General features: G+C 67.9%; 28 protein-coding genes. 21 read left to right on the forward strand and 7 right to left on the reverse strand.

Going from position 1 to position 26,257, the window contains the following annotated elements:
* Positions 1-3: 3 nt before the first annotated feature.
* Genes ABTX60_RS04950 through ABTX60_RS04970 form a run of 5 tightly spaced genes read right to left on the reverse strand, consistent with a single transcriptional unit; the run spans position 4 to position 4,687 of the window.
* Entirely contained in the window at positions 4-1,692 is a 1,689-nt protein-coding gene (locus ABTX60_RS04950; RefSeq protein WP_352095652.1) for a chitinase, read from the reverse strand.
* A gap of 31 nt (positions 1,693-1,723) precedes the next feature.
* Entirely contained in the window at positions 1,724-2,113 is a 390-nt protein-coding gene (locus tag ABTX60_RS04955; RefSeq protein ID WP_352095653.1) for a hypothetical protein, read from the reverse strand.
* The gene (locus tag ABTX60_RS04960; protein ID WP_352095654.1) at positions 2,113-2,544 is read right to left on the reverse strand and encodes a DUF3592 domain-containing protein; all 432 of its coding nucleotides are present in this window, start codon (positions 2,542-2,544) and stop codon (positions 2,113-2,115) included. The genes ABTX60_RS04955 and ABTX60_RS04960 overlap by 1 nt, the downstream gene beginning before the upstream one ends.
* A gap of 2 nt (positions 2,545-2,546) precedes the next feature.
* Positions 2,547-3,107: a hypothetical protein gene (locus tag ABTX60_RS04965; protein ID WP_352095655.1), complete on the reverse strand. Its 561-nt coding sequence runs from the start codon at positions 3,105-3,107 to the stop codon at positions 2,547-2,549.
* A 20-nt stretch (positions 3,108-3,127) separates the two neighbouring features.
* Entirely contained in the window at positions 3,128-4,687 is a 1,560-nt protein-coding gene (locus tag ABTX60_RS04970) for a hypothetical protein (RefSeq protein ID WP_352095656.1), read from the reverse strand.
* 385 nt (positions 4,688-5,072) lie between these two features.
* On the opposite strand from ABTX60_RS04970, the gene ABTX60_RS04975 reads away from it, so the two are divergent.
* From ABTX60_RS04975 to ABTX60_RS05050, 16 genes are all read left to right on the forward strand, one after another.
* Positions 5,073-5,906, forward strand: a complete 834-nt coding sequence (locus tag ABTX60_RS04975) for a hypothetical protein (protein ID WP_352095811.1) — start codon at positions 5,073-5,075, stop codon at positions 5,904-5,906.
* Between the two features lie 70 nt (positions 5,907-5,976).
* Complete coding sequence (gene cpaB / locus ABTX60_RS04980) at positions 5,977-6,684, forward strand: Flp pilus assembly protein CpaB (protein WP_352095657.1); 708 nt, start codon at positions 5,977-5,979, stop codon at positions 6,682-6,684.
* A 9-nt stretch (positions 6,685-6,693) separates the two neighbouring features.
* Positions 6,694-7,926, forward strand: a complete 1,233-nt coding sequence (locus ABTX60_RS04985) for a CpaE/TadZ family protein (protein WP_352095658.1) — start codon at positions 6,694-6,696, stop codon at positions 7,924-7,926.
* A gap of 62 nt (positions 7,927-7,988) precedes the next feature.
* Positions 7,989-8,318: a pilus assembly protein gene (locus ABTX60_RS04990; RefSeq protein WP_352095812.1), complete on the forward strand. Its 330-nt coding sequence runs from the start codon at positions 7,989-7,991 to the stop codon at positions 8,316-8,318.
* 1 nt (position 8,319) lies between these two features.
* Positions 8,320-8,679 (forward strand): TadE/TadG family type IV pilus assembly protein, encoded by a 360-nt coding sequence (locus ABTX60_RS04995; protein ID WP_352095659.1) that lies wholly within the window; start codon positions 8,320-8,322, stop codon positions 8,677-8,679.
* Positions 8,680-8,704: 25 nt separating this feature from the next.
* Positions 8,705-10,042 carry a TadA family conjugal transfer-associated ATPase gene (locus ABTX60_RS05000; protein WP_352095660.1) on the forward strand — a complete coding sequence of 446 codons (1,338 nt, stop codon included), beginning with the start codon at positions 8,705-8,707 and terminating at the stop codon, positions 10,040-10,042.
* 9 nt (positions 10,043-10,051) lie between these two features.
* Positions 10,052-10,996 (forward strand): type II secretion system F family protein, encoded by a 945-nt coding sequence (locus ABTX60_RS05005; RefSeq protein WP_352095661.1) that lies wholly within the window; start codon positions 10,052-10,054, stop codon positions 10,994-10,996.
* A 30-nt stretch (positions 10,997-11,026) separates the two neighbouring features.
* A complete protein-coding gene (locus tag ABTX60_RS05010) occupies positions 11,027-11,914 on the forward strand; it encodes a DUF5936 domain-containing protein (RefSeq protein WP_352095662.1) in 888 nt (295 codons plus the stop codon).
* Positions 11,915-11,929: 15 nt separating this feature from the next.
* Positions 11,930-13,639, forward strand: coding sequence for a sensor histidine kinase (locus ABTX60_RS05015; RefSeq protein WP_352095663.1), 1,710 nt, complete (start codon positions 11,930-11,932; stop codon positions 13,637-13,639).
* Between the two features lie 26 nt (positions 13,640-13,665).
* A complete protein-coding gene (locus ABTX60_RS05020) occupies positions 13,666-14,628 on the forward strand; it encodes a response regulator (protein ID WP_352095664.1) in 963 nt (320 codons plus the stop codon).
* Positions 14,629-14,773: 145 nt separating this feature from the next.
* Positions 14,774-15,007: a Flp family type IVb pilin gene (locus ABTX60_RS05025; RefSeq protein ID WP_352095665.1), complete on the forward strand. Its 234-nt coding sequence runs from the start codon at positions 14,774-14,776 to the stop codon at positions 15,005-15,007.
* The gene (locus ABTX60_RS05030; protein WP_502992273.1) at positions 15,004-15,609 is read left to right on the forward strand and encodes a pilus assembly protein TadG-related protein; all 606 of its coding nucleotides are present in this window, start codon (positions 15,004-15,006) and stop codon (positions 15,607-15,609) included. The genes ABTX60_RS05025 and ABTX60_RS05030 overlap by 4 nt, the downstream gene beginning before the upstream one ends.
* 31 nt (positions 15,610-15,640) lie before the next feature.
* Positions 15,641-16,216 carry a hypothetical protein gene (locus ABTX60_RS05035; protein ID WP_352095666.1) on the forward strand — a complete coding sequence of 192 codons (576 nt, stop codon included), beginning with the start codon at positions 15,641-15,643 and terminating at the stop codon, positions 16,214-16,216.
* An 80-nt stretch (positions 16,217-16,296) separates the two neighbouring features.
* Positions 16,297-16,878, forward strand: coding sequence for an OmpA family protein (locus tag ABTX60_RS05040; protein WP_352095667.1), 582 nt, complete (start codon positions 16,297-16,299; stop codon positions 16,876-16,878).
* A 201-nt stretch (positions 16,879-17,079) separates the two neighbouring features.
* The gene (locus tag ABTX60_RS05045; RefSeq protein ID WP_352095668.1) at positions 17,080-19,305 is read left to right on the forward strand and encodes a hypothetical protein; all 2,226 of its coding nucleotides are present in this window, start codon (positions 17,080-17,082) and stop codon (positions 19,303-19,305) included.
* Positions 19,302-20,132: a hypothetical protein gene (locus ABTX60_RS05050; protein WP_352095669.1), complete on the forward strand. Its 831-nt coding sequence runs from the start codon at positions 19,302-19,304 to the stop codon at positions 20,130-20,132. The genes ABTX60_RS05045 and ABTX60_RS05050 overlap by 4 nt, the downstream gene beginning before the upstream one ends.
* A 475-nt stretch (positions 20,133-20,607) precedes the next feature.
* Here ABTX60_RS05050 and ABTX60_RS05055 read toward each other — a convergent pair whose 3' ends face one another.
* Both ABTX60_RS05055 and ABTX60_RS05060 read right to left on the reverse strand, forming a co-directional pair.
* Positions 20,608-21,234: a hypothetical protein gene (locus tag ABTX60_RS05055; protein WP_352095670.1), complete on the reverse strand. Its 627-nt coding sequence runs from the start codon at positions 21,232-21,234 to the stop codon at positions 20,608-20,610.
* 148 nt (positions 21,235-21,382) lie between these two features.
* Positions 21,383-21,760, reverse strand: coding sequence for a DUF192 domain-containing protein (locus tag ABTX60_RS05060; protein WP_352095671.1), 378 nt, complete (start codon positions 21,758-21,760; stop codon positions 21,383-21,385).
* Positions 21,761-22,072: 312 nt separating this feature from the next.
* Between ABTX60_RS05060 and ABTX60_RS05065 the strand changes: the two genes are divergently transcribed.
* The 5 genes from ABTX60_RS05065 to ABTX60_RS05085 all read left to right on the forward strand — a co-directional run bounded on the left by ABTX60_RS05065 (position 22,073) and on the right by ABTX60_RS05085 (position 26,247).
* Entirely contained in the window at positions 22,073-22,732 is a 660-nt protein-coding gene (locus ABTX60_RS05065; RefSeq protein WP_352095672.1) for a hypothetical protein, read from the forward strand.
* Between the two features lie 44 nt (positions 22,733-22,776).
* Entirely contained in the window at positions 22,777-23,769 is a 993-nt protein-coding gene (locus ABTX60_RS05070; RefSeq protein WP_352095814.1) for a hypothetical protein, read from the forward strand.
* A gap of 126 nt (positions 23,770-23,895) precedes the next feature.
* Positions 23,896-24,219: a DUF6317 family protein gene (locus ABTX60_RS05075; protein WP_352095673.1), complete on the forward strand. Its 324-nt coding sequence runs from the start codon at positions 23,896-23,898 to the stop codon at positions 24,217-24,219.
* Positions 24,220-24,336: 117 nt separating this feature from the next.
* On the forward strand, positions 24,337-25,566 hold the full coding sequence (locus ABTX60_RS05080; RefSeq protein WP_352095674.1) for a hypothetical protein: 1,230 nt from the start codon (positions 24,337-24,339) through the stop codon (positions 25,564-25,566).
* Between the two features lie 9 nt (positions 25,567-25,575).
* Positions 25,576-26,247 carry a hypothetical protein gene (locus ABTX60_RS05085; RefSeq protein ID WP_352095675.1) on the forward strand — a complete coding sequence of 224 codons (672 nt, stop codon included), beginning with the start codon at positions 25,576-25,578 and terminating at the stop codon, positions 26,245-26,247.
* Positions 26,248-26,257 lie beyond the last annotated feature (10 nt).

A 26,257-nucleotide genomic window follows, 5' to 3' on the forward strand; every position in this document is an offset into this window, starting at 1 on the left:
TTGTTACGGCAACCCGTGCACATGCGGCCCCACCGCGTTGGACCAGGCGTTGCCCGCCGTGGCGTCCCAGTTGGTCGACCAGGTCATCGCACCGCGCAGTTCGGGGTACGTCCGCGGCGGCTTGAAGGTGCCGCAGCCGGTGGCCCTGGTCAGGCAGTCCAGGGCGTTGTTCACCACGGCCGGTGAGACGTAGCCGCTGCCCGCCCCGCGCGTCGAGGCCGGCAGGCCCAGACCCACCTGGGACGGGGCGAGGCCGTTCTCCAGCTGGATGCAGGCCAGGGCCGTGAGGAAGTCGACCGAGCCCTGGCTGTAGACCTTGCCGTCGCAGCCGAGCATGGAACCGCTGTTGTAGTACTGCATGTTGACGACCGTGAGGATGTCCTTCACGTTCAGCGCGGTCCGGAAGTAGCCGTTGGACGTGGACTGCATGTCGATCGTCTGCGGGGCCATCGTCAGGACGAGCGAGGGGCCCGCCTTCGCCGACAGGGCGCGCAGCGCCTGCGTCATGTACGTCGCGTTCAGGCCGTTCTCCAGGTCGATGTCGACGCCGTCGAAGCCGTACGTCTGCATCACGGAGTACACGCTGTTCGCGAAGTTCGCCGCCGACGCGGCGTCGTTGACCGACACCGTGCCGCGTTCGCCGCCGACCGAGATGACGACCTTCTTGCCGGCCGCCTGCTTCGCCCTCACGTCCGCCTTGAACTGTTCGACCGTGTAGCCGTTCAGCCCGGCCGAGTCCAGGGTGAAGGACACCGCCCCGGGCGTGCCCGTGGCGTCGGCGAAGGCCACCGCGATGATGTCGTAGGCGGCGGGGACGTCCGAGATGCGCTGGACGGCCGCCCCGTTGTCGAAGTTCTGCCAGTAGCCGGTCACGGCGTGCCGGGGCAGCGCGGGGCCCGGCCCGTCCGGCTTGTTCGTGGTGCCCGTCACGGCCGCCGACTTCGGCGACTCACCGGCCCCGTTCACCGCCGTGACCTGGAAGGAGTACGACGTCGAGGCCGCGAGCCCGGTCACCGTCGCCGAGGTGCCGGAGACGGCCGTCACCTTCGTGCCGTCGCGGTAGACCGTGTAACCCGTCGCCCCGGAGACCGTGTTCCAGGCGAGGGAGACCGACGAGGACGTCGTCCCGGAGACGTTCAGGCCGCCCGGCGCGGACGGGATCGTCGGGCCCGGGTCCGTGCCCCCGCCGCCGTCGGGGCCGAACACCGACACGTCGTCCGCGTAGTAGGCCGCCTGCCCGTACCAGCCGTGCGTGTACACCGTCACCGAGGTCGTCGAGGAACCCGTGGTGAAGGTGGTCGACAGCTGCTTCCAGGAGGAGGAGTCCGGCGTCCAGGTGGACACGTCCGTCGTGCCCGTGCCCGTCACGCCGAGGTAGGCGTACCCGCCCCGGACCCAGGCGCCCAGCGTGTACGTCGAGCCGGGCTTCACCCGGACCGTCTGGGAGCACCGGGCGTTGTCCTGCCCCGAGGGGGCCGCCCGCAGCGCGGCCGTGCCGGTGCGGACGGGGGAGGGGACCGTCGTGCCGCTGCCCGCCGAGCAGGTCCAGTCGCTCAAACCCGACTCGAATCCGGCGTTCCGGGCGTTGTTGACGTCGGCGGCGCTCGCCTGGCCGACGGTCGTGACGGTGAGGGCCAGGGCAGCCGTGACGGCACCCGACCAGAGCCGCAGGGATCGTCTGTGTGGGGACATGACAAGAAAATGGTCCAGACCAAAGCTACTGTCAAGAGGTCCAGACCAACCTGTCGAGCAGCAGCCCCACCGTGCAGCCCGCCAGCAGTACGCCCGTGGACATCCAGAACGCCGCACCCGCCGGATCCAGCACCCCGGGGCGCAGGGAGAGCAGCAGCACCTGCGCCGCCGCCGGGGCCGCGCACGCCGCCGCCAGGTGCCGCGCGGGCATCTCCCGCCACGGCTCCGGATGCACCCGCGCCGCCGCCCAGGTGGCCAGCACGACGCACACCAGGTTCGGCAGGTGCACCAGTGCCAGCGCGGCCCCGAACGAACCGACACCCTCCGGACCGACCAGCGGATCGTGGATCAGCGTCATCTGGACGTACTCGGTGAGGACCAGTACAACGATGCCGACGGCCCAGCAGCGGACGAGCGTCATCAGCCACCCCCGGTGATCTCGAAGAAGAGCAGGATCGCGAACCCGGCCGCGGCCATGCCGCACCCGGCGACCAGAGCCAGTGCCTGGACCACCGGGGACCAGCTGCCCCGGCCCGCGACCGTCGCCGTGCCCGCGGGATCGCGGGGGTCGTAGGCCACGGTGACCGCGCTGCCCTCCGTCGTCGACCAACCCGCCAGGTCCTCGAACTCGACCTGTACGCCGCCGGCCGTACGGAAGGCGAAGAAGTGCCGCCGGGCGTCGGAGTGCTGGTACGGCTCCGTCTCCACCCGGACGCACCTGCCCTCCGCCCGGGCGCCGCGCCGCAGCACCCGCGTCACCGTCACCAGCCGTCGCGCGTACCTCCACGCCAGTGCGCCGAACAACGCCACCAGCAGCGCGAGGACGACGTATCCGGCGCCCGGCACCTCCACGGCTAGTGCACCTCGACCGACTCGATGATCCGGTCCAGGTCCCCGTCCGGCAGGGCACCCCGCTCGGCGTCTATCCGGATCGCGAAGGTGGTGTCGTTCGAGTCCAGGCCCGCCAGGATCACACCCTCGACGGGTGTGCCCGCGGCCGGTCCGCCGTCCTCGCCGGTCGCCTTGAAGGAGAAGTCGATGCGCCTGGCCTCGTCCGTGCCGGCCAGGTCCACCTCCTTCTGGCCCTCGACGTCGGCGCCCATCTGAATCCCCGCCTCGGCGGCGATCGCGGCCTGCTCGGCCGAGTCCGCCTCGGTGAAACCGAGTTGTACGGTGACGACCGAGACCTGCTTCCCGCCCTCCGTGCGCACCGCGGCGGCCGCGTTGTGCTCGCCCCGCTCGGCGGCGCTCTGCTCCTCGTACCCCTTCGGGTACGACACGTCGACGCCCTTCGTCTTCAGCGTCCCCCAGCCCTCGGGCACCTCTCCCGCGCCGGAGCCGGAACTCCCGCAGCCGGTCAGGGCCACGGCGGTCGTCAGCAGGGCGGCGGCCAGGCAGGCACGGCGGATCTTCATCGGCAGGGGCTCCCGTCTCGTCAGTTCGCACAGTAGCTGTAGGGAAGATAGGAGCGGCCGTCTCCGTGCGGCGCCCCCAGGAACTCGGCGTCGGTCAGGGTCTCCGCCTTCTTCTCCGTGCTGATCGTCATGCCCAGACTGAGCCCCAGATTCAACTCGAAGCCGTACTCGGCCGCGTTCACATCGCCCGTGTACGTCATCCGGCTCGACTTGCCCTGGTCGAACACCAGCTGCCCGAAGGGGTCGTCGGCGCCCGGCCGGGACGTCGGCGCGTGGTCGCCGAACATGTACTGGAAGGGCGTCGCGACCTGCTCGTTGTTGCTGTCCAGCCAGCGCTCCGCGACCGCCCGGTCCCGGTCGCCCGCCGGGCCCGGATCGAAGGTGAGGGTGTGGGTGACGACCTCGATGCCGGTCTGCGAGCCGGTGCCCTTCACCCCGGCGTTCCCGCCCCGCTTGTCCCCGTCCTTCCTGCCGTTGTCCCCGCCCGCCTTGGCGCCGTCCTTCTGGCCGCCCTCCTCGACGGTGCGGGTCATGTCGACGCGGATGAGCTTGCCGGTCTTCTTGTCGTAGGTGACCGTGATGGTGCCGGTCTGCGTCGTGTTCGCCGTGTACTCGCCGCTGAGCGGGCCCGCCTCGTAGCCCACCTTGGAGCCGTACTCGATGGACGAGGAGTAGGTGTACGACTTGGTGTTCTTGTAGGAGTTGTCCGTCCAGGTCACCTCGGGGGAGTACTTGAAGGAGCCGCCGAGCGCGGCGCTCAGCTTCTTCTCGTCGCCCGCCGAGATCTTCAGGCCCGCCGACGCCGAGGCCTCCACGCCGACCTTGCCGTAGGTGATCTTCCGGTTGTCGCCGAGGTTCTCCTTGATGCGGTTCTGGGTGTCCTCCTCGTCCTTGAGGGGGCCCTTGCCGAAGAGGTAGGCGATGCTGTCGCCGATGCTCGCCTCCGCCCCGCCGGGCATGGTGCGGCGCATCTCGTACATCTGCAGCTTCTCCACGTCGTCCCGGAACCGCTGGGCTTCCTCGGGGCTCTGGAACACCCAGGTGTCGCCGTTGGTGACCTTGATGCCGAGCCCCAGCTCCACCTTGTCCGCGCCGAACCGGCCCACCTTCATCCCCGGCTTGAAGTCCTTCTTCGCCGCGACGGACGCGGCGTCCGTGAAGGTCAGGTAGACCAGCTGGTCGCGGTCGTCGACCGTGCCGTCCCCGTTGACGTCCGTCTTCGCCTTCAGGTGCTGCTCCTGGAAGCCGTACTCCTTGCCGATCTCCCAGAAGAGGATCTTCGCCTTCGAGCCCGCCTTGTCGGTGACCGAGGAGACCTGGCACAGCGCCGGTTCGAAGTCCGCGTCGGTGAGCGGCTTGTCCGGCCCCGGCGCGCCCGTCCCGCAGTCGCCGCCGCCGGCGACCCGGCACACCTGGGCGGCGAGCCTGTCATAGATCAACTGGCCGACACCGGTGGCCGAGACGGCCAGGACGATCGCCGCGCTGACGACGACCATCCCGAGGTACTCGGTGCCGGTCGCCCCCCGGTCGTCGAAGACCGGTCCGCGCCCGTACGTCCGTATGCCGCCCCCGTCCGCCATACGGCCCCCTCCTCACCCGATCCGCGTGTCTTTTCGGACGGCGAGCGTAGGTACGCGACGCTAAGTCAGGCGTGGGCCTCAGGACCCAAACGAAGGCCCATCGTCACCACTGGGCCCGCTGGGCCCACCGCCCGGAACCGCCCCGGGCCCACCGGGACGACCGGCAAGATGCTCAACCTGCCCCGTTTTGACGCCTCTTGTGCAACGACAGTTGCTCTCCAGCTACACAAACGCTGTTCTCCGGTCACAGAGGCGTGGATACAGTGCTGAGGTAGTCACGCAGTGAAGTCGACACGGTGCGCCGGAGTGACACCCGGCGTTCCGACCGGCATGGGGAAACGGGGAGCTGCGCGTGCCAACTGCCATTGCCGTGACCAGCGCCGACATGGCGCTGCCGCCACAGGACGAACGCACCCTGCCCGCCGTCGTGCTGCGGGACGTCGACCGGCGCCCCCTGGAGCAGGCGCTGGCCGAGATGCAGGCTCTGGTCGAGCACCACGGGCATGTGATCGTGGTCTGCTCGCAGGCCGCGCCCACCGCGGTGCAGCGACGGCTGCACACCCTGCGCTCCCTCATGGAGAGCGACCGCATCGCCCTGTTCCGGCCGGACCTGCCGCCCCTCGGACTGGCCGTCCTGGCGCGCCAGTTACGACAACTCGCCTCCTGCGACATCAGCCCCGGCGTGCTCGCCTCGGCCGGCCGGCTGCTCGTGCACTACATCCACGCCGGCGCGCTGCTGAACTCCGTGGCCCGCCTCGACCGCGTCCCCGTCGGCCTGAAGTCGCACGCCAAGTCCTGGGTGCCCGGCAGCCAGTTCGGCGTCCTCGCCCACCCCGAGCCGCAGCTCGTCAGGATCACCCCCGAAGCCACCCTTCCCGGACCCGAGTTCGGCACCTGGATGCTGGTTGCCAAGGGCCAGCTCCCGTCCGACTGGGTCACCGGCACCCTCGCCCCCTCCTGGAAGGTGCAGGGGCTGCGCGAGACCCCGCTCCCGGCCGAGTCACCCGGCTGGTGGGGCACCGGCAGGCTCGTCGAGTTCTGCAGCTATCTGCCGGACCTGTCCGTCCTCTACCAGCTGGTCACCTCCGTGCGACGCAGCCGGTGCCACTGGTGCGGCATCGACGTCATCGGCGACCGCTGCGTGTTCTGCTCGGCCATGCCACCCGCCCCCGACAGCCCACCCCACCAGCAGCCCGAGAGCCGAACGGCCGTCGGCTGAGGCCTGACACCGCTCGTCAGCACTGTTCCGATCCCGCTCGACCGATATCCCCAACGAGGTTGTACGGTTCATGAACTCCCGTCAGCGCCGCGGCGTGATTCTCCTGCTCCTGTCGGTCGTCTGCGCCCTCGGCGCCTTCGCCGGCGTGCTCTCCGTCATCAGCGACGTGCAGTCGAAGGTCGGCCCCGAGGTCACCGCCTACCGGCTCAAGTCCGAGGTGCCGCCCTACACCACCCTCAGCACGGGCCAGTTCGAGAAGATCAAGATGCCCGAACGGTGGCTCTCCGACAACGCGGTCACCGACCTGCGGGAGATACAGGGCAAGATCGCCGTCACCACGCTGCGCGCGGGCTCCCTGCTCCAGTCCGACATGATCGTCCGCCAGCCGGCCCTGCAGCCCGGCCAGCAGGAGGTCGCCATCATGATCGACGCGGCGACCGGCGTGGCCGGCAAGATCACGCCCGGCGCCTCGGTCAACGTCTACGCCACCTTCGAGGGCGCCCGCGAGGGCGACCCCGACCAGTCGAAGATCATCGTCACCAACGCCAAGGTCCTCGACGTCGGCGACCTCACCCCCCTCGAGCCCGACGAGTCCAACCGCACCCGGCAGCCCACCGACGCCGTCCCGATCACCTTCGCACTGTCCGCCCGCGACGCCCAGCGCATCACCTACGCCGAGTCGTTCGCCAAGCGCGTCCGCCTCGCCCTCGTCGCGCCCGGCAGCGACACCACCGTCCCCGAGCGGGACCGGACGTACGAACTCGCGAAGGACAAGTGAGAGGCTGCCATGCCCACGAGGATCCTCCCGGCAGTCGGTGACACGGACGCGGTCCGGTCCGTCACGACACTGCTCAGCCAGCTCCCGGATGCCGAGCCCGTCGCCCCCGTGGTCGACTCCACCCAGCTCATCGACACCCTCGCGCGGCTGGCCGCCGAGTCGGTCGACGAGCTGCCGGAGGTCGTGATCGTCCACGAGCGGATCGGCCCCGTCCCCGCGCTGGAACTGATCCGCGAAGTGGCCCTGCGCTTCCCGGCCGTCGGCGTCATCCTCATCACCTCCGACGCGAGCCCCGGCCTCTTCCAGGCCGCCATGGACTACGGCGCCCGCGGCCTGGTCGCCCTGCCCCTCAGCTACGAGGAACTCGCCAGCCGCGTCCAGGCCGTCGCCCAGTGGTCCACCGGCGTACGCCGGCACCTGGGCGCCGGCGGCGACGTCTTCACCGGCGTCGGCGGCACCGTCGTCACCGTCAGCGGCGCCAAGGGCGGCGCCGGAGCCACCCTCACCGCGATCCAGCTGGCCCTCGCCGCGCAGGCCTCCGGCCGCAGCACCGCCCTGGTCGACATGGACCTCCAGACCGGCGACATCGCCTCCTACCTGGACGTCCAGTTCCGCCGCTCCGTCGTCGACCTCGCCGCCATCACCGACATCTCCCCGCGCGTCCTCGCCGACGCGGTATTCCGCCACGACACCGGCCTCGCCCTGCTGCTCGCCCCCGCCGAAGGGGAACGCGGCGAGGACGTCACCGACCGCGCCGCCCGGCAGATCGTCAGCGCCCTGCGCTCCCGCTACGAGATCGTCGTCATCGACTGCGGCGCCCAGCTCGGCGGCGCCGGCGCGGCGGCCGTGGAGATGGCCGACCGGGCCCTGCTCGTCACCACGCCGGACGTGGTCGCCGTACGGGGCGCGAAACGGGCCGTGCGGATGTGGGACCGGCTGCAGATCCGCAAGGCCGAGGAGACGACCGTCGTCGTCAACCGGCACTCGCGCGGTACGGAGATCCAGCCGCCCCTCATCCAGAAGATCACCGGCACGACGGTCGCGGCCACCGTGGTCCCCGCCAACTTCAAGGAACTGCAGAGCGTCGTGGACGCGGGCCGCATCCACGAACTGGAGAACAAGAGCTCCGTGAAGCAGGCCCTGTGGGGTCTCGCTGGGGAGCTGGAGCTGGTCAAGACCGCGGAGGGCGCCCAGAAGGGGGGCCGGGGGGCGGTGGGCTTTCGGCGGAGGAAGGAGGGGTGAGGGTGCTGAGGGTGCCTTCGAGGGAGCGGGACAAGGGTCAGGTGACGATCGAGTTCCTGGGGATGACGCCGACGATCATCGTGACGCTGGTGGTGCTGTGGCAGCTCGTACTGGTGGGCTACACCTTCACGCTCGCGGGCAACGCCGCCGATGAAGCGGTGCGGGCGGGGACGGCCGCGGAACGCGGAGGTCGGCAGGCTGCATGCGAGCAGGCGGGCAAGGACAAGCTGTCGGACGCGTGGAGGGGCGGCGCCGAGGTTAACTGCCCTCCGTCCACCGGCTACGTGACAGCTGACGTCAGGCTCCGGGTGCCCGTCCTCTTCCCCGGCACCATCGCGTTCCCGTTCGAGGTGAAAGGCCACGCCGGTGCGGTCGAGGAAGAGGAGGACTGAGATGTACGACAGCCGTCAGCGCCGCGATCGAGGCCAAGTCGCCCTCGAGTACCTCGGGTTTCTCCCCATCCTGCTCCTCGTCGCGATAGGGGCCGTGCAGCTGGGGCTGATCGCGTACACGGCGCAACAAGCGGGTACGGCGGCTCGGGCGGGGGCGCGCAGCGCCTCGCTGGACGGGCCGCACGAGCGGGACTGCCGGGCCGCCGTGAGCGACTGGCTGGCGGGGAAGACCACATGCCCGGAATCGCGTGGCGACGACGAGGTCACGGTCACCGCCGAGATCACCATCCCGTCGATCATCCCGGGAAAGGACGACTTCGGCACGGCCCGGAAGATCGCCACGATGCCGCTCGACCACTGAAAGACGAGCTAGGAGCACCGCACTCATGAGCCTGCGAGCACGCATCAACACCCCCGAGGAGAACGGCAACCGGGGCGAGGACGGCCACATGGTCGCCTCCTACCGGGCCAAGCTCCTGGAGGAGATCGACCTCGCGGAGATGAGTTCGCTGGCCGCCGCCGAGCGCAGGGCCCGGCTGGAGCGGGTGCTCGGGCACATCATCAGCCGCGAGGGCCCGGTCCTGTCGACGGTGGAGCGCTCGCAGCTGATCCGCAGGGTGGTCGACGAGGCACTGGGCCTCGGCATCCTGGAACCGCTCCTGGAGGACGCGTCCATCACCGAGATCATGGTGAACGGCCCGGACGCGATCTTCGTGGAGCGCGGCGGCCGGGTCGAGCAACTGCCCCTGCGCTTCGCCTCCAACGACCAGCTCATGCAGACCATCGAGCGCATCGTCTCGACGGTCAACCGGCGTGTGGACGAGTCGAACCCCATGGTCGACGCCCGCCTGCCCTCCGGCGAGCGCGTCAACGTCATCATCCCGCCGCTGTCCCTGACGGGAGCCACCCTCACCATCCGCCGCTTCCCGCGCTCCTTCACGCTCCAGGAGCTGATCGGCCTCGGCTCGCTCGACGAGCACATGCTGTACCTGCTGGCGGGCCTGGTGCAGGCGAAGTTCAACGTCATCGTCTCGGGCGCGACGGGCACCGGCAAGACAACCCTGCTGAACGCCCTGTCGGGGCTCATTCCCCAGGGCGAACGCATCATCACCATCGAGGACTCCGCCGAACTCCAGCTCCAGCAGCCGCACGTGATCCGCCTGGAGTCGCGTCCGCCGAACGTCGAGGGCAAGGGCCAGGTGACGATCCGCGACCTGGTCCGCAACTCCCTGCGCATGCGGCCCGACCGGATCGTCGTCGGTGAGGTCCGCGGCGGTGAGTCCCTCGACATGCTCCAGGCGATGTCGACGGGCCACGACGGCTCGCTGGCCACCGTCCACGCCAACAACGCCGAGGACGCGCTGATGCGACTGCAGACCCTGGCGTCCATGTCGGACGTGGAGATCCCCTTCGTGGCACTGCACGACCAGATCAACAGCGCGATCGACGTCATCGTGCAGCTGACCCGGTTCGCGGACGGCGCCCGCCGCATCACCGAGATCGCGCTGATGGACAGCCACGGCAGTGACCCGTACCGCCTGGTCACGGTCGCCCGCTTCAACGCACAGCCCATGACCTCCGACGGCCGTATCCACGGCGCCTTCGAGTACTTCCCGCTCCCGCGCCGCACCGCCGACCGCCTCTACATGGCGAGCCAGCCCCTCCCACAGGCGTTCGGCATCGCTCAGTCGGCGGACCAGCTAGCCACCCGAGAAGCCAGGTAGGACCGACCGATGGAACTGCACACGCTCATCACGCTCACCACCGGCGTCACTCTGCTGACCTGCGCCCTCGTGGTCGTCGGCCTGCACTCCTACGCCATGGGCAAGGCACAACGGCAGGCCCTGGTCGACCGCCTGTCCGCCACGGGCCAGATCCCGGCCGGCGGCCGGCGCCGCAACTTCCGCGGGATCGACCGCCGTCTGCGCCGCACCAAACTCGGCAAGAAACTGGAACTGCGCCTGGCGGCGACCGGCCTGGACATCACCCCCGGCGAGTTCTTCGTCTACATGCTCGCCACGGTCGCGGGCCTGTGGCTGATCGGCCAGGCGGCCCTGGCGCCGTTCTTCGGGCCGTTGGCGGGACTGCTCGGCATATGGGTGGCCTTTCAGTTCCTCAACTGGCAGCGCCAGAAGCGCATCGAGAAGTTCATCAACCAACTCCCGGAGCTGGCCCGGATTCTTGCCAATGCCACACAGGCGGGCCTCGCACTGCGTACGGCCGTCGGAATGGCGGCGGAGGAGCTGGAGGCCCCCGCAGGCGAGGAGCTCGCCAAGGTGTCCGCACAGTTGGCCGTGGGTGCGCCCCTGGACAACGCACTGGGGGAACTTGCGGGCCGCCTCCCGTCCCGTGAACTGGTCGTCCTGGTCACCACGCTGATGCTGTCGAACCGGGCGGGCGGACAGGTGGTGAGCGCCTTGCGGAACCTGACCGACACCTTGGAGGAGCGGAAGGAGACACGGCGCGAGGTGCGGACGCAGTTGTCGCAGGTGAACATGACGTCGTACGCGGTGCCGGTGCTGGGCGTGGGCGCCTTGTTCATGCTGAACGCCATCAATGACGGTTCGCTCGACCGAATGACCGGGTCACCGATCGGTCAGGCCTGCGTGATCATCGCCTTCAGCCTGTATGCCATCGGCTTCTTCCTCATCCGCCGTCTGTCGCGCATCGACGTCTGAACCACCGAGCCATAGGAGGAGAAGCGCCACATGGGACTTGTGCTGGCACTCGTCATGGGACTCAGCGTGTGGGGCGCCTTCGCCGGTATCCGCATGTACCGAGCGGAGGCGCAGCTCCCCGGCGACCTGGCGGTGGCTCTGGAGATCGGTGGATCCCGCACCAACGCCGTAGGGTCGCTCGTCGACCGGCTCGGCATGCGGTACGCGCCCTCCGTGCTGCGGTGGATGGGACCAAAACGGGTCGCGAAGTACCGGCGAAAGATCGACCTCGCGGGTAATCCCGGAGGCCTCACGATCGACCGGTACGCGGCCAGGCGCGCTGTGTACGGGGTGATCGGCTGCCTGGGCGGCCTCATCGCGCTGACCAAGGGCAGTCTCTTCGCCGCGCTCCTGATGTTCGCCTTCGCCGTCTTCTGGGCCGATGTCGGGATCTGGTCCGCGATCCGCATCCGCAAGGACGCGATCGAGCGGACGCTGCCGGACTTCCTGGACGTGCTCGCGGTCGTCGTCAGCGCAGGGCTGGGCTTCCGCCAAGCGCTCGATCGGGTGGCGTCCAAGTACGAGGGTCCTTGGGCCGACGAGCTCCGGATCACCCTGCGTCAGATGGATCTCGGTGTGAGCCGGCGCCAAGCCTTCGACGAACTGCGCCGGCGCAATGACTCGGAACAAGTGGCCATGTTCGTGACGGCGCTTCAACAGGGCGAGGAACTGGGCGCGCCGATCGTGGACACGCTCGTCGCGCTCGCGAAAGACATGCGTCGCACGGATGCGCAGAACGCCCGTCGCAAGGCCGCGCGCGCGGTACCCAAGGCAACCCTGATGATCACGACCTTCATGGTTCCGGCCACGATGATCCTCCTCGGCGCGGGGATGCTGCTCGGCTCAGGCACGGACTTCAGCTCCATCACAGGCGAGTAGGACGGGGGCGATGGCATGTCGACGACATCGGAACGCACCAAACTGCTGCGCCGCCGCCCGAAGACGCCGGAGATCACCACTCCACCGGCAGGCACGGTCCTCCCGGCCCACGTGAGGACGGGTGCGCCCGACATCCCAGTGACGTCCGCGACGCCCGCACTCCCGCCGGGCTGGGTCCGTGCGGACACCTCCGTGGCCACAGGGCTCGCCTCGGCGGCCGCCCGGCGGCCGGAGGCTGGAGGCGAGGTCAAAGTCGAGCGGACCGTACGGATCCGGGGGGAGAGAAGGGAAGGGGGCCATCGGTCCGAGGCGCCGGATCTCGAGCGGCCGACCCAGGCCGTGGCACCCGCGCAGACCGGTGATGCAGCGCCGGCTGGACGGACGACGACGGCGGGGCGCGGCGGCGACCCGGCCACGGGTCCCCAGGGCGAGGACGCCGCCGATGGCGCTCAACCTTCCCCATGGCCCGCAGCACTGACAGCGACACCGGACACCGCCACCATTCCCATCCAGATCAATGCTCTCCAGGCACTGTGCCGACAGGTTTTCGGCTTCCGCCTGGCGATGATCGCCCTGGCAGCACCCGCGGCCCTCGTCAACGCCAGTCCAGGGCTGGGCACCCGCCTGGTCGGCATCGCAGTGGTCGTCACCTTCATGGCCTCGTACGTCCTCTTCAGGGACTGGGAGCGCTTCGGGCCCTTACTCCTTCGCCATCCTTCCCTGCTGGCCCTCGACACCCTCTTCGGCTCCTTGCTGCTGATCTCCGCAGGTCCGGACACCACGTTGGCGTACGTCAGCGTGTGCACGCCTCTGCTCGCAGGCCTCGTCTACGGCTGGCGCGGCGCAGCCGTCTTCGCGTCGCTGCAGTCACTGGTCCTCCTGCTGGTCCACGCGACATCGCCCGGTGTACACGCCGGCATCGCCGAGTCGTCCCTCCTGCCCGGCCTCTGCGTCATCGCCGGAGCCGTCGGCTCCAGCCTCCGCAACCTCATGCTCCGCTTCGGCGCGGCCACCCAGGCCCTCACCACCGTCCAGGCCCGTCTCGCCGTGACGGAAGCGGTCAGCGCCGAACGAGCCCGCCTCGCCCGCGAGATGCACGACTCGGTCGCGAAGACCCTGCACGGCGTGGCCCTGGCCGCCGACGGCCTGACCACCTCGGCGAACGCCGACCGCATGGACCCGGCCCTGGTGAGCTGGCAGGCCGCACTGGTCGCCCGTTCGGCCCGCCGGGCCGCCGCGGAATCCCGGGAGCTCCTGGCCGACCTGCGCCGCGAATCGGACCCGTCCCAGGCCACGGACGTCCTGGTCGAACTGGCAGCCCGTACCCGCGACTTCAGCACCCGCACCGGCCTCCCGGCGGTCTACCGCCCCACCGGCGCTCACGCCGTACCCCCCGTCCCCCCGGCCGTCGCCCGCCAACTTCTCACCATCGCCTCGGAAGCCATGGAGAACGCCCACCGCCACGCCCACCCCACCCGCGTCGACGTCAGCGCGGGCGTCCACGGCGACCTGCTCCGCATCAGCGTCTACGACGACGGCCGCGGCCTCCCGCCGGGCACCACCCTCGAACAACTCCGCCGAGCGGGCCACTTCGGCCTGGTCGGCATGGTCGAACGCGCCGCCTCGGTCGGTGCCCGCATCCGCATAGGCCGCGGCGGCCGCTCCCAGGGCACGGAGGTCCGCCTGGAACTCCCCCTGGCCGCCCTGACCACCCCCACCGCATGACCCCACGACCCGAGAGGAGGCCCCCGATGCCGGACCAGACGCCTCACCCCACCGGCGCCCCGCAGCCGCCACCGCACCACCCGTTCGCCGACCTTCCGCAACCGGCGCAGCCGGTCCGTCGCCTGCGGGTCGTCGTGGCGGACGACAACCCGGTCGTCCGGGCCGGCCTCACCGCCCTGCTCTCCGGCCGCCCGGACATCGAGGTCGTGGCGGAGGCCACCGACGGTCGCCAGGCCTACGACGCCGCCCAGCAGCACCGCCCCGACGTCGTCCTCCTGGACGTCCGCATGCCCGGCGTGGACGGCATCTCGGCCCTGCCCTACCTCGTACGGATCGCGCCGGTGGTGATGCTGACCTACAGCAGGGAGTCCGAGATCGTCCAGGAGGCCCTGCGCCGGGGAGCGGGCGGCTACCTGGTCCACGGCGAGTTCACGGCCGACCAGCTGGTCGACGCCGTACGGGACATCAAGGAGGGCCGGGCCCACTTCACGCCCACGGCGGCGGGCGCGTTGCTGGCCCAACTCCGCCGGGACCAGACGCCGGCCCCGCCCCTGCCGGAAGGTCTGGGTGGGTCATCGAGTGCGACTGCATACGGAATTCCCACTTCCGCAAAATCGCATAGTCAACCTCAGAACCCTGCACTGCCAGCGCATTTCATGCCCCCGTCAGCCCCGTCGGCACCCACTTCTTCAGAAAACCTTTCGCAAATGCAACCGCATGTGGGACAGTCTTCGTCTGAGTGGACGAGTGGCCGTCCGGCCGCTCCCGACAGGTCGCGGTTCCGACTGAGCACGAGGGAGGCGGAGATCATGGACCTCATCGCGTCCGGCATGAACAACCAGCAGATCGCCGCCACGTGCTTCATCAGCGAAAAGACCGTCAAGAACCACATCAACCGCATCTTCGCCAAGCTCCACAGCGTCAGCCGTGGCGAGGCCGTGGCCCAGTGGCTCGGTACGGCGCCGGACTCACGTCGGGGACTGGGGTGACCTCCGGTGACGCGATGGGAGAACACCCCGTTGGGCCCGAGCGATTGGGCCCGGAATTGGGCCCTGGGGCCCTCTGGCGAACAGGGCGTCCCGCCGTACGTTCCTCGTGTCGAAAACGACACAGCCGAACCCGGAGGGGAACACCATGAGCGACCTGATGCTGAAGACCGCCGTCGCGACCAAGGTTCGTGTGAACGGCTGGAAGAACACGACGGTCGAGGCGATTCAGCGCCGCGCCGACGACAAGGGGCAGACGGCGGTCGAGTACCTCGGCATCATCGCGGTGGTCGTCGCGATCGTGGTTCTGATCGCCTCGACGAACATCGGTCAGACGATCGTCAACAAGCTGACCACGCAGATCAACAAGGTCGCTCCTTGATCCGACCGCGCCGGTACAGCGACGCAGGGCAGGCATTCCCCATCTACATCACTGTGGTGGGGAGCCTGCTCTTCCTCGCGTTCGCGTACTTTGCGGTCGGCCAGGCCGCGGTCAATCGGAACGGCGCCCAGACGGCCGCGGACGCGGCAGCTCTTGCTGCGGCGCAGGACAGGCGGGACCTACTCGCCGGTGCGTGGCTGAACGACGTACTCGATCCGGCGAAGTGGGGGGACATCTTCAACGGCGACGCCGAAGCAACCGGAGACTCGTGCAGGCGGGCACATCAGCTCGCCCAGTCGAACGACGCCCGAGTGCTCGGCTGCGCACCGGATGGCCTTCTCGGGTTCAGGGTCGAGGTCGAGACCAACAAGCCCGTCGGCGAGTCGGTCATCCCCGGCACAGCAGACCAACGATCGAGTGCGTCCGCCACCGCCGTGATCGAGAAGCGCTGTACGTTCGACCCGCTTGCTGAAGATGCGCCCGAGAACGAGCTGCCCCGGCTTTTCTGCGAAGACGGGAAGAACTGGGATCTGAAGCCGGGTGATCCTCCTGAGAATCTCCCGAAACCCGAGGACCTCTTCGACGTCCATCTGGCCGACTGACAGCGAACGACGAGTTGAAGGAAGCAGAGTAATGAGCATTCGGTTCACTACGAAGGTCCGCAGGGGGGCGGTCGCCTTGACCGTCGCGGCCGGAATGGCTGTGGCCGGCTGTGGAGGCGGTGGGGGCGATGACGAGAAGCCGAAGCCCTCGGCGTCCAGCTCCAAAGCCAGTGGATCCAAGCCGAGTGCTCAGGAGGGGCAGGACAGTAAGCCCTTGGCCGAAGTAAAGGGACCGAGCGGCCTCCTCCTCCAGATCAACTCCGTTGAGCGTGATTCCGGTGGGTTCGTCACTGTGAACGGCAACTTGAAGAACGACGGCTCCGAGATCGTCACGATCCCGGCCGAGCTGAGTGGCAACGAAACCGAGATCATCAACAATGGCAGGTCGTTCGGTGGCGCCACGCTCGTCGACTCGAAGGGTAAAAAGCGGTACTACGTGCTGCGTGACACAGATGGGCGCCCTTTGACGACCACCGGCTTCTCCGCATTGAAGGCCGGGGAGTCCATGGCCGTGTTCCTGCAGTTCCCCGCGCCTCCGGCGAGCACGACCGAAGTCACCTTCCAACTGCCGCTGTTCCCTAGCGCGCTCGTCAAGATCTCTGGGTGAGGCGAGCTGTGACCATTACACCAACCTCGGGCCGCCTGACAGCGCAGCGCCTTTCCTTGATCGTTACTGTCGCTGCCCTCGTGGTCACCACCCACCTCAACGCTGCGGTGAGCGCCCACGCCGACGACGGCCCCAGTGTGCCCCCAGGAACCGAACCCTCCGCCGAAGCGCCCGTCAAGGTCGACTCGAACGACCCGGACCTGAAGCTCCCCGAGGGCGCCACTCTGGCCACTGCCAAAGTCCTCGACATCAAACAGGTTGTAGAAGACCAAAGCGGGGACGAACGCCGGGAAGACACCAACGCCGACGTCAAGTTCGCCCTCCAGGCCGAGGTCCTCTTCGGCAAGGACAGCGCGAAACTCAGCGGCGAGGCAAAGGCCCGTATCTCCGCGATCGCCGCGGAGATCAAGAAGCAGAACGCGACGAAGATCCGCGTCTTCGGCTTCACGGACAACCTCGGCTCCTCCGCCCACGGCGACGTCCTCTCCAAGAGGCGCGCCGACGCCGTACAGAACGTCCTCGACCAGGAACTGACCGACTCCGACGTCACGTACGAGGTCCGCGGCTACGGCGAGCAGTACCCCATCGCCGACAACTCCTCGGAGACCGGCCGCAAGAAGAACCGCCGCGTCGAGGTCTCCTTTCCGCGCACCGAGAGTTGAGTCACCGCAAATGGGCCCAGGGTTGGGGCCACGGGCCCATGTGAGAGTGATCGACGTTCCTTAGCCTCGGCTCGGTATCCGTCCTGAACGGCCGTTTATCGAGCTGAGCTGAGGTCGCGCATGTCTCCTGCCGGTGACCGGATACCCCCGCACGGGACGGGGGGTGCACAGAACAGCCCGTCCTGGGTTCGGCGTTCGCCGTTGCCGAGGGAGCTGGGCTGGGCGCAGGTACTGCTGTGGGTGCAGTTCGCGCTGACGGCGCTGTACGTGATCACCGTGCTGTCGGTGGTGACGTACTACTCCGGGGAGATCTTCGGAATCCTGGTGTACGACTCGCTGCCCAGCGTGGCCGGGATCTACCTGGCCCGGCGCCTGTGGCGGGGCGGGGTGTGGACGAGCCGCGCACTGATCGCCGTACAGGCCTGGATCGTGTGGCTGTCGTTCGGCACGCTGTTGCACGGTGATCTGCGGGGCATCACGCAGGCGGCGATGCCGGTGGCCGTCATCGTGCTGTTGCGCCGGGCCCGGTCGCGTGAGTGGTTCGAGAGCGCTCCCCAGGACAGGGAGGAGCGGCGGCCGTTCAGCCTGGAAAGAATGATCCGCTGGCGACGGGACGAGGGCCAGACCGCGGTGGAGTACGCGGGGCTCATCGCGGTGGTCGCGGCCATCATCGTCGCGCTCTCCGTGGGCGGCCTCGGCGGGCGTATCGCCGACGGCATCCAGTCGGCGGTCTGCTCGGTGACGGGCACGTCCTGCCCCGCTCCGCAGGGCGACGGTACGGAGACGGGGGCGGCCGGGGACAACGACGCCGCCCACCAGGGCGATGCGGACGCCGGCGCCGACGGCGGCAACGGCGCGGGCCCGGACGGCGGCGCGGGCGCGAGCGGCGATGCGGGCGCTCAGGGCGACTCGGGACCCCAAGGCGGGTCGGGCACCCAGGGCAGTGCGGGCGGCCAGGGAGGCACGGAAGTCGGCGGAGACACCGAAGCCGGCGGCGGCACGGTAACCGACGGCGGCACGGAATCCCGCGACGGCACGGGCCTCGGTGACACGGGCGGCAGCGACATCCCCGCGTCGGCCCAGATCATCACCTACGAGGGCGCGGGCCCGAACGACACGATCCCGCTCGCTCCGGGCCCGTTCGAGGACAAGTCCCTCTGGGATGACGTACATGACCAGGAACGCCACGACAGGACGTTCATGGACCATGTCCGGGGCTTCTTCGTAGCGCCCACCAAAAGCTTCCTGGCCGACACCATGGACGTCGTCAGCGACCCGGTCGGCTCGGTCAAGGACACCTGGAACGGCTTGAAGGGCTACACCACCGACTGGTGGGGCGACAAGTCCGACGAGCTGGGCGAGAAGTGGGACAAGGGGGAGTACGTCTCCTCCGTATGGGGCTGGGTCAATTCGCCCGAGGATTTCGTCTCCGACCTGGCGACCGACACGCTGGTCGACAAGGAGAACTGGGAGAAGGGCAACTACGGTGCCTCCATCGGCAACACCGTGGTCAACGTCGTCGGCATCCTCAGCCCGAAGACCATCACGAAGTTCACCAAGTTCAAGAAGCTGGCCGAGGTCGGTGAAGCCCTCGACAAGGCGTCCGACGCGGCGGAGAAGGCGCGCAAGGCCGCCGAGGCGGGCGATGCCGAGGGCGCTCGGAAGGCGGCGAAGGATGCCGACGAGGCGGCGGACGCGGCCGAGAAGCAGGCCCGCGACTCCGGTTGCACCATCGCAGCGCCGGCCCGCCGGATCCCATACGGCGGCAACCCACCCGGGTTCATCACCAGCCTCCTCACCGGCTCCTCCGGCACAGGCACCACGATCCTGGCCGCCGGCCCGTCCGACTCCCCGTACGTCATCCTCGCGGAGGGCGGCTGCGACGAGGAGGCCAAGGAACAGGCGAAGGAGGCCCGCGAGCAAGCGGACGAGGCGGACAAGGCCGCTGACGAGGTTGAGAACAAGAACACCAGCAATAAGCCGACCACCGAGTGGCAGGCCACAGACGATGTTCCCGGTCCGGCGGCTGGGAAGAAGCTGAGGTTCCCCAACAAGCGGCACACCGTGGGCGGAGCGGGCAGCGGTCAGGTCAAGGAACGCAACACGGTCATCCTCCGAGGTAACGAGGATCTGGTCCGCGCGGACATCGAGGCAATAGCGAAGGGGCGTGCCAAGCTGCTGCCGGACAAGAACACGTACGAGATCAACGGACGGACGTATCGAGTGGAGGACACCGGAACCGTCTTTCCGGTCTCCGGCCCTGGCTTGGTCGACATGGACCGCATTGAATACGCTGCTCTGAAGGAGATCGTGCGGAACAAAGGTGATCTCAGTAAGTCACAGCAACTGCAGCGCGATCCGAAGTTCGTCAACAATCCGGACAAGATCGCGAAGGCCAAGCAGGTATATGACGGGACGTACAAGTGATCGCGAATCTTTTCACCGTCGCGGAGACAGATGCGTCGCGGCTCCGCGGGGCGCTGGCTCAGTTGCTGGCCGTGACGCACGAAGCGGTCGACGTCGCCGACACGGACGGAGACCAGGAAGCGCGTCGCTGGGACTCACCTGTTCTGTGCACGTACCGCGTGCTGCCGCCCGGTGACCTGGCGCAGGAGCTCGACATCTACGTCGAGGACGAGACGGCCGGAGCTCTTGGTGAGGCGGACTTGGCGCAAGGGCTCGCGATCCGTACGACGACCTCGGTCCTCTACCCCTCGATGGACATCGACCTGGGCTCCGCATACTGGGTCGCGGTGCCGGATGGACGCGTCGTGAGATGCCGACTGGAGGCGATCGACTCCGACGAGGACACGAGATACCGGGTCGACGCGGTGGAGGAGAAGGTGGCCGATCTCCCTGGTGCGAAGGTGGAGTGGCTCCCCGAAGCTCTCGAACACGAGCCCATCAGGACGCCTCTCACCGATGCCTTCCTGGCCACGTATCCGACGGACACGGCGGGGAGCGTCGAAGGACGTGTCCACTACAGCCTGCACGTGTGGGAGAGGCTGGTGCGCCGATTGGAGTCCGACTGGAGCCCTTCTGGCCGGTACCGGGAAGACCTCTTCCGACGTGATCTGGAGGCCCGGGACACTTTGGCGCGTCTCGTGCACGAGGTCGACGACGTATACGCCGACAACCTGCGATCCGCTGTGACGCGATTGGACGGCATCTTCCGTGCATGCACCGAGCCCGGGAACGACGAGGAGGCCGAGCGCTGGTGGTGGTGTCGGCGTCCAAGGCATGTTCCATGGTGAGCCCACGACGACGAGAAGGAGCGCGGCACGCCCTTGGAGGGCTCGGCCGACGGACGCTGGATGATGGCGGTCGACCTTCTGGACCTGCAATTGGGGCGGGACCACGAGGCGCTGGTGTGTCTCTTCAACTTCGGCGGGACAGGGGTGTGGAGCGTTCCCTCATGTGTACAGCCCAGCGGAATGGCCGCAGGGCGGCGAGGTCCACCTAGACGGCGCCGTGTACCGCCCTGTGATTCTCACAGCGCGGATGCTCGCTCCTCCGGACCAGGCACCCTGGTCCCGCGTCTGGAATGCGATGCGGGACCTCGCAGACGAGCACGGGGACGACAACGTACGTCTGGTCGTCTGGTTCGGTTGACGACGGCTCAGGCGTCCAGGGATGGAATGACAGTAGGCCGAGACGAAGACGAGAAGGACGGTGACGGCTCGGAAGCCGTCACCGCGTGACGCACGACCGGTGCCCCCAGGTCTCCCTTCAGCCGCCGAACCAGACGACGAGGCGGACGTTGTCCTCACCATGGAGTTCCGCCAGCGTGCCCATCACATTCCACACAGGTTGCCACGGTCCGTCGGCCGGTATCAGGTCGCGGTAGGCAGGGGAGACAGGTCGGTACACCTCGTTGCCGAGGGGAAGCTCTCTGCCGGCGGGCCACCGGGAGGGAGCGATGTTGACTTCTCCGAACGTGGCGCCGGCCGAGTCGTACAGCTCATCCGGGAGCACGGTCAGTCCCTCGGGCACGAGGGATCCCTCATCGGCACGGGACCAGCGGCGGACCCAGTACCGAGAAGGGCCGTCGGTGCAGGGGGCGTTCCAGTCGACAGTCGACAGTTCACGCCCGGAGAACCACGAATGACTGTGACCCTTGATTTCGTCCACATCTTTCCGTGCCCTGTCCGAGACATCCACAGGCACTCCGCGGTCAGGAAAGAGAGCTTTGACAGGCTCCACACTCCGGACGTCGAAGAGTGCTGACAACGACATGTAATCCCGGGCCCAATAAAGGTGCCGTAGTTCGGAGAAGGCCTCCCATGGAACGTCTCCAGCGCTGTAGCGCCTGGGCTCATGCCTGCACTCCAGCCATCCATACAAGTCGGTACTCATAGAAGCGACTCCATCCCATGCGACCGCTGGGTGCGCCTTTGATCGGCCGGCTATGAGCCCCGGAACCCGGTCGCTTCGCCGAATGGACGGTGGAGTCGGCCGAGCCCCTGACAGCACCACCCGAGCCCTTCGAACGAGGCCACTCACCTCACTCCACCGGCCCGACGACCTCCACCCGCGTTCCTTCCCGCACCCCCCACTCACCCATCACCCCGGCCCCGGCCTCCACCACATGCCGGGCCCGCAACCGAGGCATCCCCAGCAGCCCCGGCCGCATGGTCCGCACGGCGATGACGCGAAGACGCCGATCGAGATAGGCGACATCGATGGGCATGCGCATACGAAAGGTGTGCACGCTGTTGGCGGGGGAGAGCAGGATCGCCCCGTCGATGGAGTCCCGCCCCAACAGCCCCTTCGTGCGGGCCCGGTAGGAGCCGGCGATCTCCAGCGGCACCCTGAGCGACGGCTCCCCGTCACCCCCGTGCACGACCAGCTCCCCACGCCCGTCCCGCCAACGCCGCCCCATCCGGACCCCCTCCGACCGTGCCACCACCTGCTGGCAGCTCCGCGCCGAACGTATCCGTACCGACCGCCCCTCACATGGGCCCAAGGACCCATGCCCTTTGCTGATTCCTGACTGAAACGCCCCGAGCAGCACGGCTGTTGGTGCCTCCTCTGGGCACGTTATGCAACCGTTACGACGTGAAAGTGACGACGAATAACCAATTCCTCCCCATACGCCCCGTGAGTTGACAACCTTCACCCTGGTGCGGCCGCACCCCGCTGTATAGCTTTGGTTCGCTCAAGAGAAGCCCTCGCCACCTCCCGGGAGCCGACCGTGACCCGCCGCCCCACCCTCCTCGCAGCGCTCACGCTGACCGCCGCAGCGGCCCTGACGCTGTCCGCGTGCGGGAGCGATGACAGCTCCAAGGGCAAGGACAACGACAAGATCGCGGGAGCGGACACCGGGGACAAGGCGTCGCCCTCTCCCTCTCCGAGCGCTGCGGGCTCCGCTGGCCGGCCGAACATCGAACTGCCCTCGGACCTCTCCTACACCTTCGACTGGCCCAAGACAGGGGACAAGGAGAAGGACGCGATCCTGGCCGACAGCGAACAGTCCATCAAGGCAGTGGACCTGGCGATCGTCAACCAGAACGCTCTCGACAAGGCATACATGTACTACTACGAGGGCGAGGCAGCCGCAGGTACGCAGACGTTCATTCAGGCATATGTCAAGGCCAAAGCGCGTGTCACGGGCGCGTATCGCTTCTACGACCCCGTGGTCAATGTCAAGGGTGAAGGCAGTGGGTCGCTCGTGTACTGCGAAGACCAGAGCAAGGCCTACGACATGTACCTGAAGAACAAGAAGATCAACAAAACGCCTACATCCAAGAACAGCTACGTGCTCTACAACACCCTGCTGCAGAAGAACGACAAGGGTGTGTGGGTCATCGAGAAGATCCTTTCCCAGAGGGGGAGCGACAGGTGCCAGCCCTGAGACCAGCTTTCCGGGCTTTGATCGTGCCCCTGGCGATCGGTTCGATGCTGTTGTGCGGAGCCCCCGCCCAGGCGGACAACGTCATTGGCGGCGGATCGCAGATGCCTCCTCCGAAGAAGGACGCCCACGGTGGCTCGGACGGCGACGGCACTCTGTCGTCGACCGCAGGAGTCGTCGTCTTCGACCGTTCCCGCAACGGCTCGGGCCAGGCGGCAGGTCCGGTGACGTCTTCGACGACCTGGACCCCGCCGGCTTGCTACTACGCTCCGAAGTACACCCCGGATCAGCTGAAGAAGTACCTCGAGCCGATCTGGGAGGCCGGTTCGACGGGCTATGAGTGGGACGCCAAGCAGCGCGACCGCTACGTCAATGGGCATCCCTACAAGGACTTCAACAAGGACAAGACCGGCAAGGGCTACTGGTGGGACTTCTACGTCACGCCCGGCCGGGAGGGGGACCCGGGGGCGCTTGACTGTGACAAGCCCATCTTCTGGGTGGACGAGAACGACGATCCGCCGGCCGACATCCCGCAGGCCATCACTACCGAGGTCCTCGCGCAGCTTGCCTACGCCGAAGTGCGCGTCCCTGCCACGAAGATGAATCTCGCCCCGCAGGCGAACACAAAGGTGAATCTACCTACGTGGGCGTGGCTGGACGCGGCGGAGTTCAAGCCCGTGTCGGTGACGGCCTCCGTTCCACTCCTCGGCATCCAGGCGACCACAACGGCCGAACCCGTATCGGTGAAGATCGAGCCTGGCACCACGGACGCCGAGACTTACCCCGCCTCGGGCGTGTGTCAGATCCAGAACGGACGAATCGGTGAGCCGTACGCCAAGGGCAAAGCCAATGAGAACCCGTCCTGCGGCGTGAAGTATCTACGGTCGTCGGGCGATGGGTCGTACCAGCTCAGGGCGACGGTCACCTGGAAGATCCACTGGACCGGTACAGGCGTCGCCGGCGAACAGCGGCTGCCGGACGGTTCTTTCGGCGGGGAGCAGAACGTCGTCGTCCAGGAGATCCAATCCGTCAACCGCTGAGCCGAGTCACAGCTCCGGCCCGCGAGCGGCCACCCGTGTGGGTGGCCGCTCCGTCCGCATGTAAGCGGAACGGATAGAGTCACTTACTCGAAGAAGCGGCAAGGAGCGTGGAGAGGGAGCGGCTGCATGGCGGAGCGGCTGGCCGTCGACGACGATGAGCTCGCGCACTTCATGAGGTTGTTGAAGAAGTCGGGCAGCTCCTTGAAGGGGCTGCACAAGGCGCTGAGCGACGCTTCAGTGACCGGACTGGGTACGGACGACCTTGATGCTGCGTGCGAGAGCTTCCAGGAGGACTGGAAGTACGGCACCGAGCAGATCGGTGAGCAGACCGAGGACCTCGCGAAGATCATCGGGCAGAGCAAGGACAGCTACAACGAGGTGGACAAGGCGCTGGAAGAGGCGCTGAAGAAGGCCCGGAACGGCAAGGCGGGGTCGGCGGGTTCCACGTGACTGACACCTCTGGCTCCGGCCGTCCGGGCACTGCTGCCGATCCGGTACACCACGGATCTCGACAAGCCGCAAGGACTCCAGTCCGGCCGCCACGTCGCGAATCCCGACTACGCGCACTTGGGCTTCAATCCCACGCCGGGCAACCCGGACACCGTCCGTGATCTGCGCAAGAAACTTGTGAACTGCGCCAAGGTCCTGGAGGAAAGCCACGACCTGGTCACCAAGTTGATGGACGGCAGTTATTGGAAGGGTGACGCCGCTGTCGCCTTTCGCGAGGAGCTGGACGGCGGGACGCTGCCTCTGAACCTCAAGAACGCCGCGCACTCGATCCGCAAGGCCTCCAGGCAATTGGATCGCTGGGAGGGAGAACTCGAGGACTTCCAGCGTCGCGCCCAACGCCTGGAAAAGGACGCAAAGGACGCCCAGGCAGTTCTGGACGCGGCGAAGGGCCGTGCGAGCAAGGCGGGGAAGGCGCCCGACCTGGACGAGAAGGGCGCCCGCCACGATGACGCTCAGAAGGCGCTCACCCACGCGAATACCGCGGTGGAGGAGGCCCAGGCCGACCTCGACAAGATCATCGGTCAGGCGAAGAAGCTCGCCGAGGAGCACGAGCAAAGGGCCCGGTACCGCGCCGGAAAGATCGGCGACGCCACGACGAAACTGGCTCCGCACGAACCTGGTGCGTGGGACAAGTTCACGGATTGGCTGGGCGACAATCTGCCGGACATTCTCAGTGCATGCGCGGCGATACTTGGCGTGATCGCACTTCTGGGGCTGACGGCCATCGCGCCGTGGGCGCTCTTTTTGGCGGCTGGTCTGTTGAGTGCTACTGCCCTTGGGCTGCGACTGAGCGACCCCGAGGTTCGGGCGTCTCTGGGGGACGGCTTCGGCAAGGGCGAGCTGGATATCGATTTCTGGAGCAACGCTCTCGGAGTTGCTGGGGATTTCCTGGGGATGGTCCCGGCACTCGGAGTAGTGCTCAAGGGAGCTTTCAAGGCGCCTCAGCTCATGCGCGCCGGCGGAGAGGCGCTGACTCTGTCCCAGAAGATCGCGACTGTTGGTACTTCGATCAAAACCGAGGCAACCGCTGCCGAAGGAGCTCTGAGCATGCTGGCCCATCCAAAGGTTTTCGGTGGACGGTTGGCGCCGCTCGTGGAGAAGATCGACGGTCCGGCGACCATCATGGGTGCCGGGGACCGCTCTTTATGGTGTTGCGGGCACCGTTGTGGAAAGCCTAGACACCGATTCCGCCAAAGCGGTCACCAGTGGCCTCGATGGCCCTCGCACCCTCGGAATGGATCTTCCGGCAGCGGTTGGCGCACTTCACTTCCTTATGTTTGGCGCTAGGGCGGCCTCGTGAACTCCACGCCGTACATGATCGATGACTCGGCGCGAAGCCGGGACGCGGAGGTCTGGTTCGCGCTGCCTCCGGGATTCCTCGCACTTCCGCTCTTGGACCTGGCAGAGGCGGCGAGCGGCCCGGCTGAGGGGGCCCGCCCTGGAAATGTGTTGCTCCCACTGTTGGAAGGGATCTCCGATCCCGAAGATCGGCAAGAGATTCTGCTTGATTTCGCTCCTGTCCAGCAGATGGCCAAGGCGTTTTTGGAATCCGGAGCCATCCACTGCTCCCTTGGTCTGCACGTGGACGACGAAGGCGACGGTGGTCTACTGCTTTCCTTGTTCACGGTGACGTGGCGGGCGACCAACTGGGCTCCGCGGAATGTCATTGCGACCCGTGCAGCCGCGGGCAATGAGCGTGCCGAGCGCATCGAGAGCCTCGCTCTTTCCTGCGGACCGGCGTCTCTCGTACAGGAGCGCCTGACCGCACCGTCGGAGTCAGGGCTTGTTGGGCGAGACCTGATCCAGATCACGGCATACGTTCCGTGTCCCGACGCCGCGCGCGTGACGGCGCTCACCCTGGCTACTGCTGCAGTCGGACGCGCGCAGCACTACTGTGCCCTGCTTCGGGACATCGCACAGACTGTGACTTTCGACAACCCACTCCCTGATGTGTCCGACGAGGATTGACGATGGCCAA

This window comes from Streptomyces sp. NPDC126510 (genome assembly GCF_040302345.1).
GTDB lineage: Bacteria > Actinomycetota > Actinomycetes > Streptomycetales > Streptomycetaceae > Streptomyces.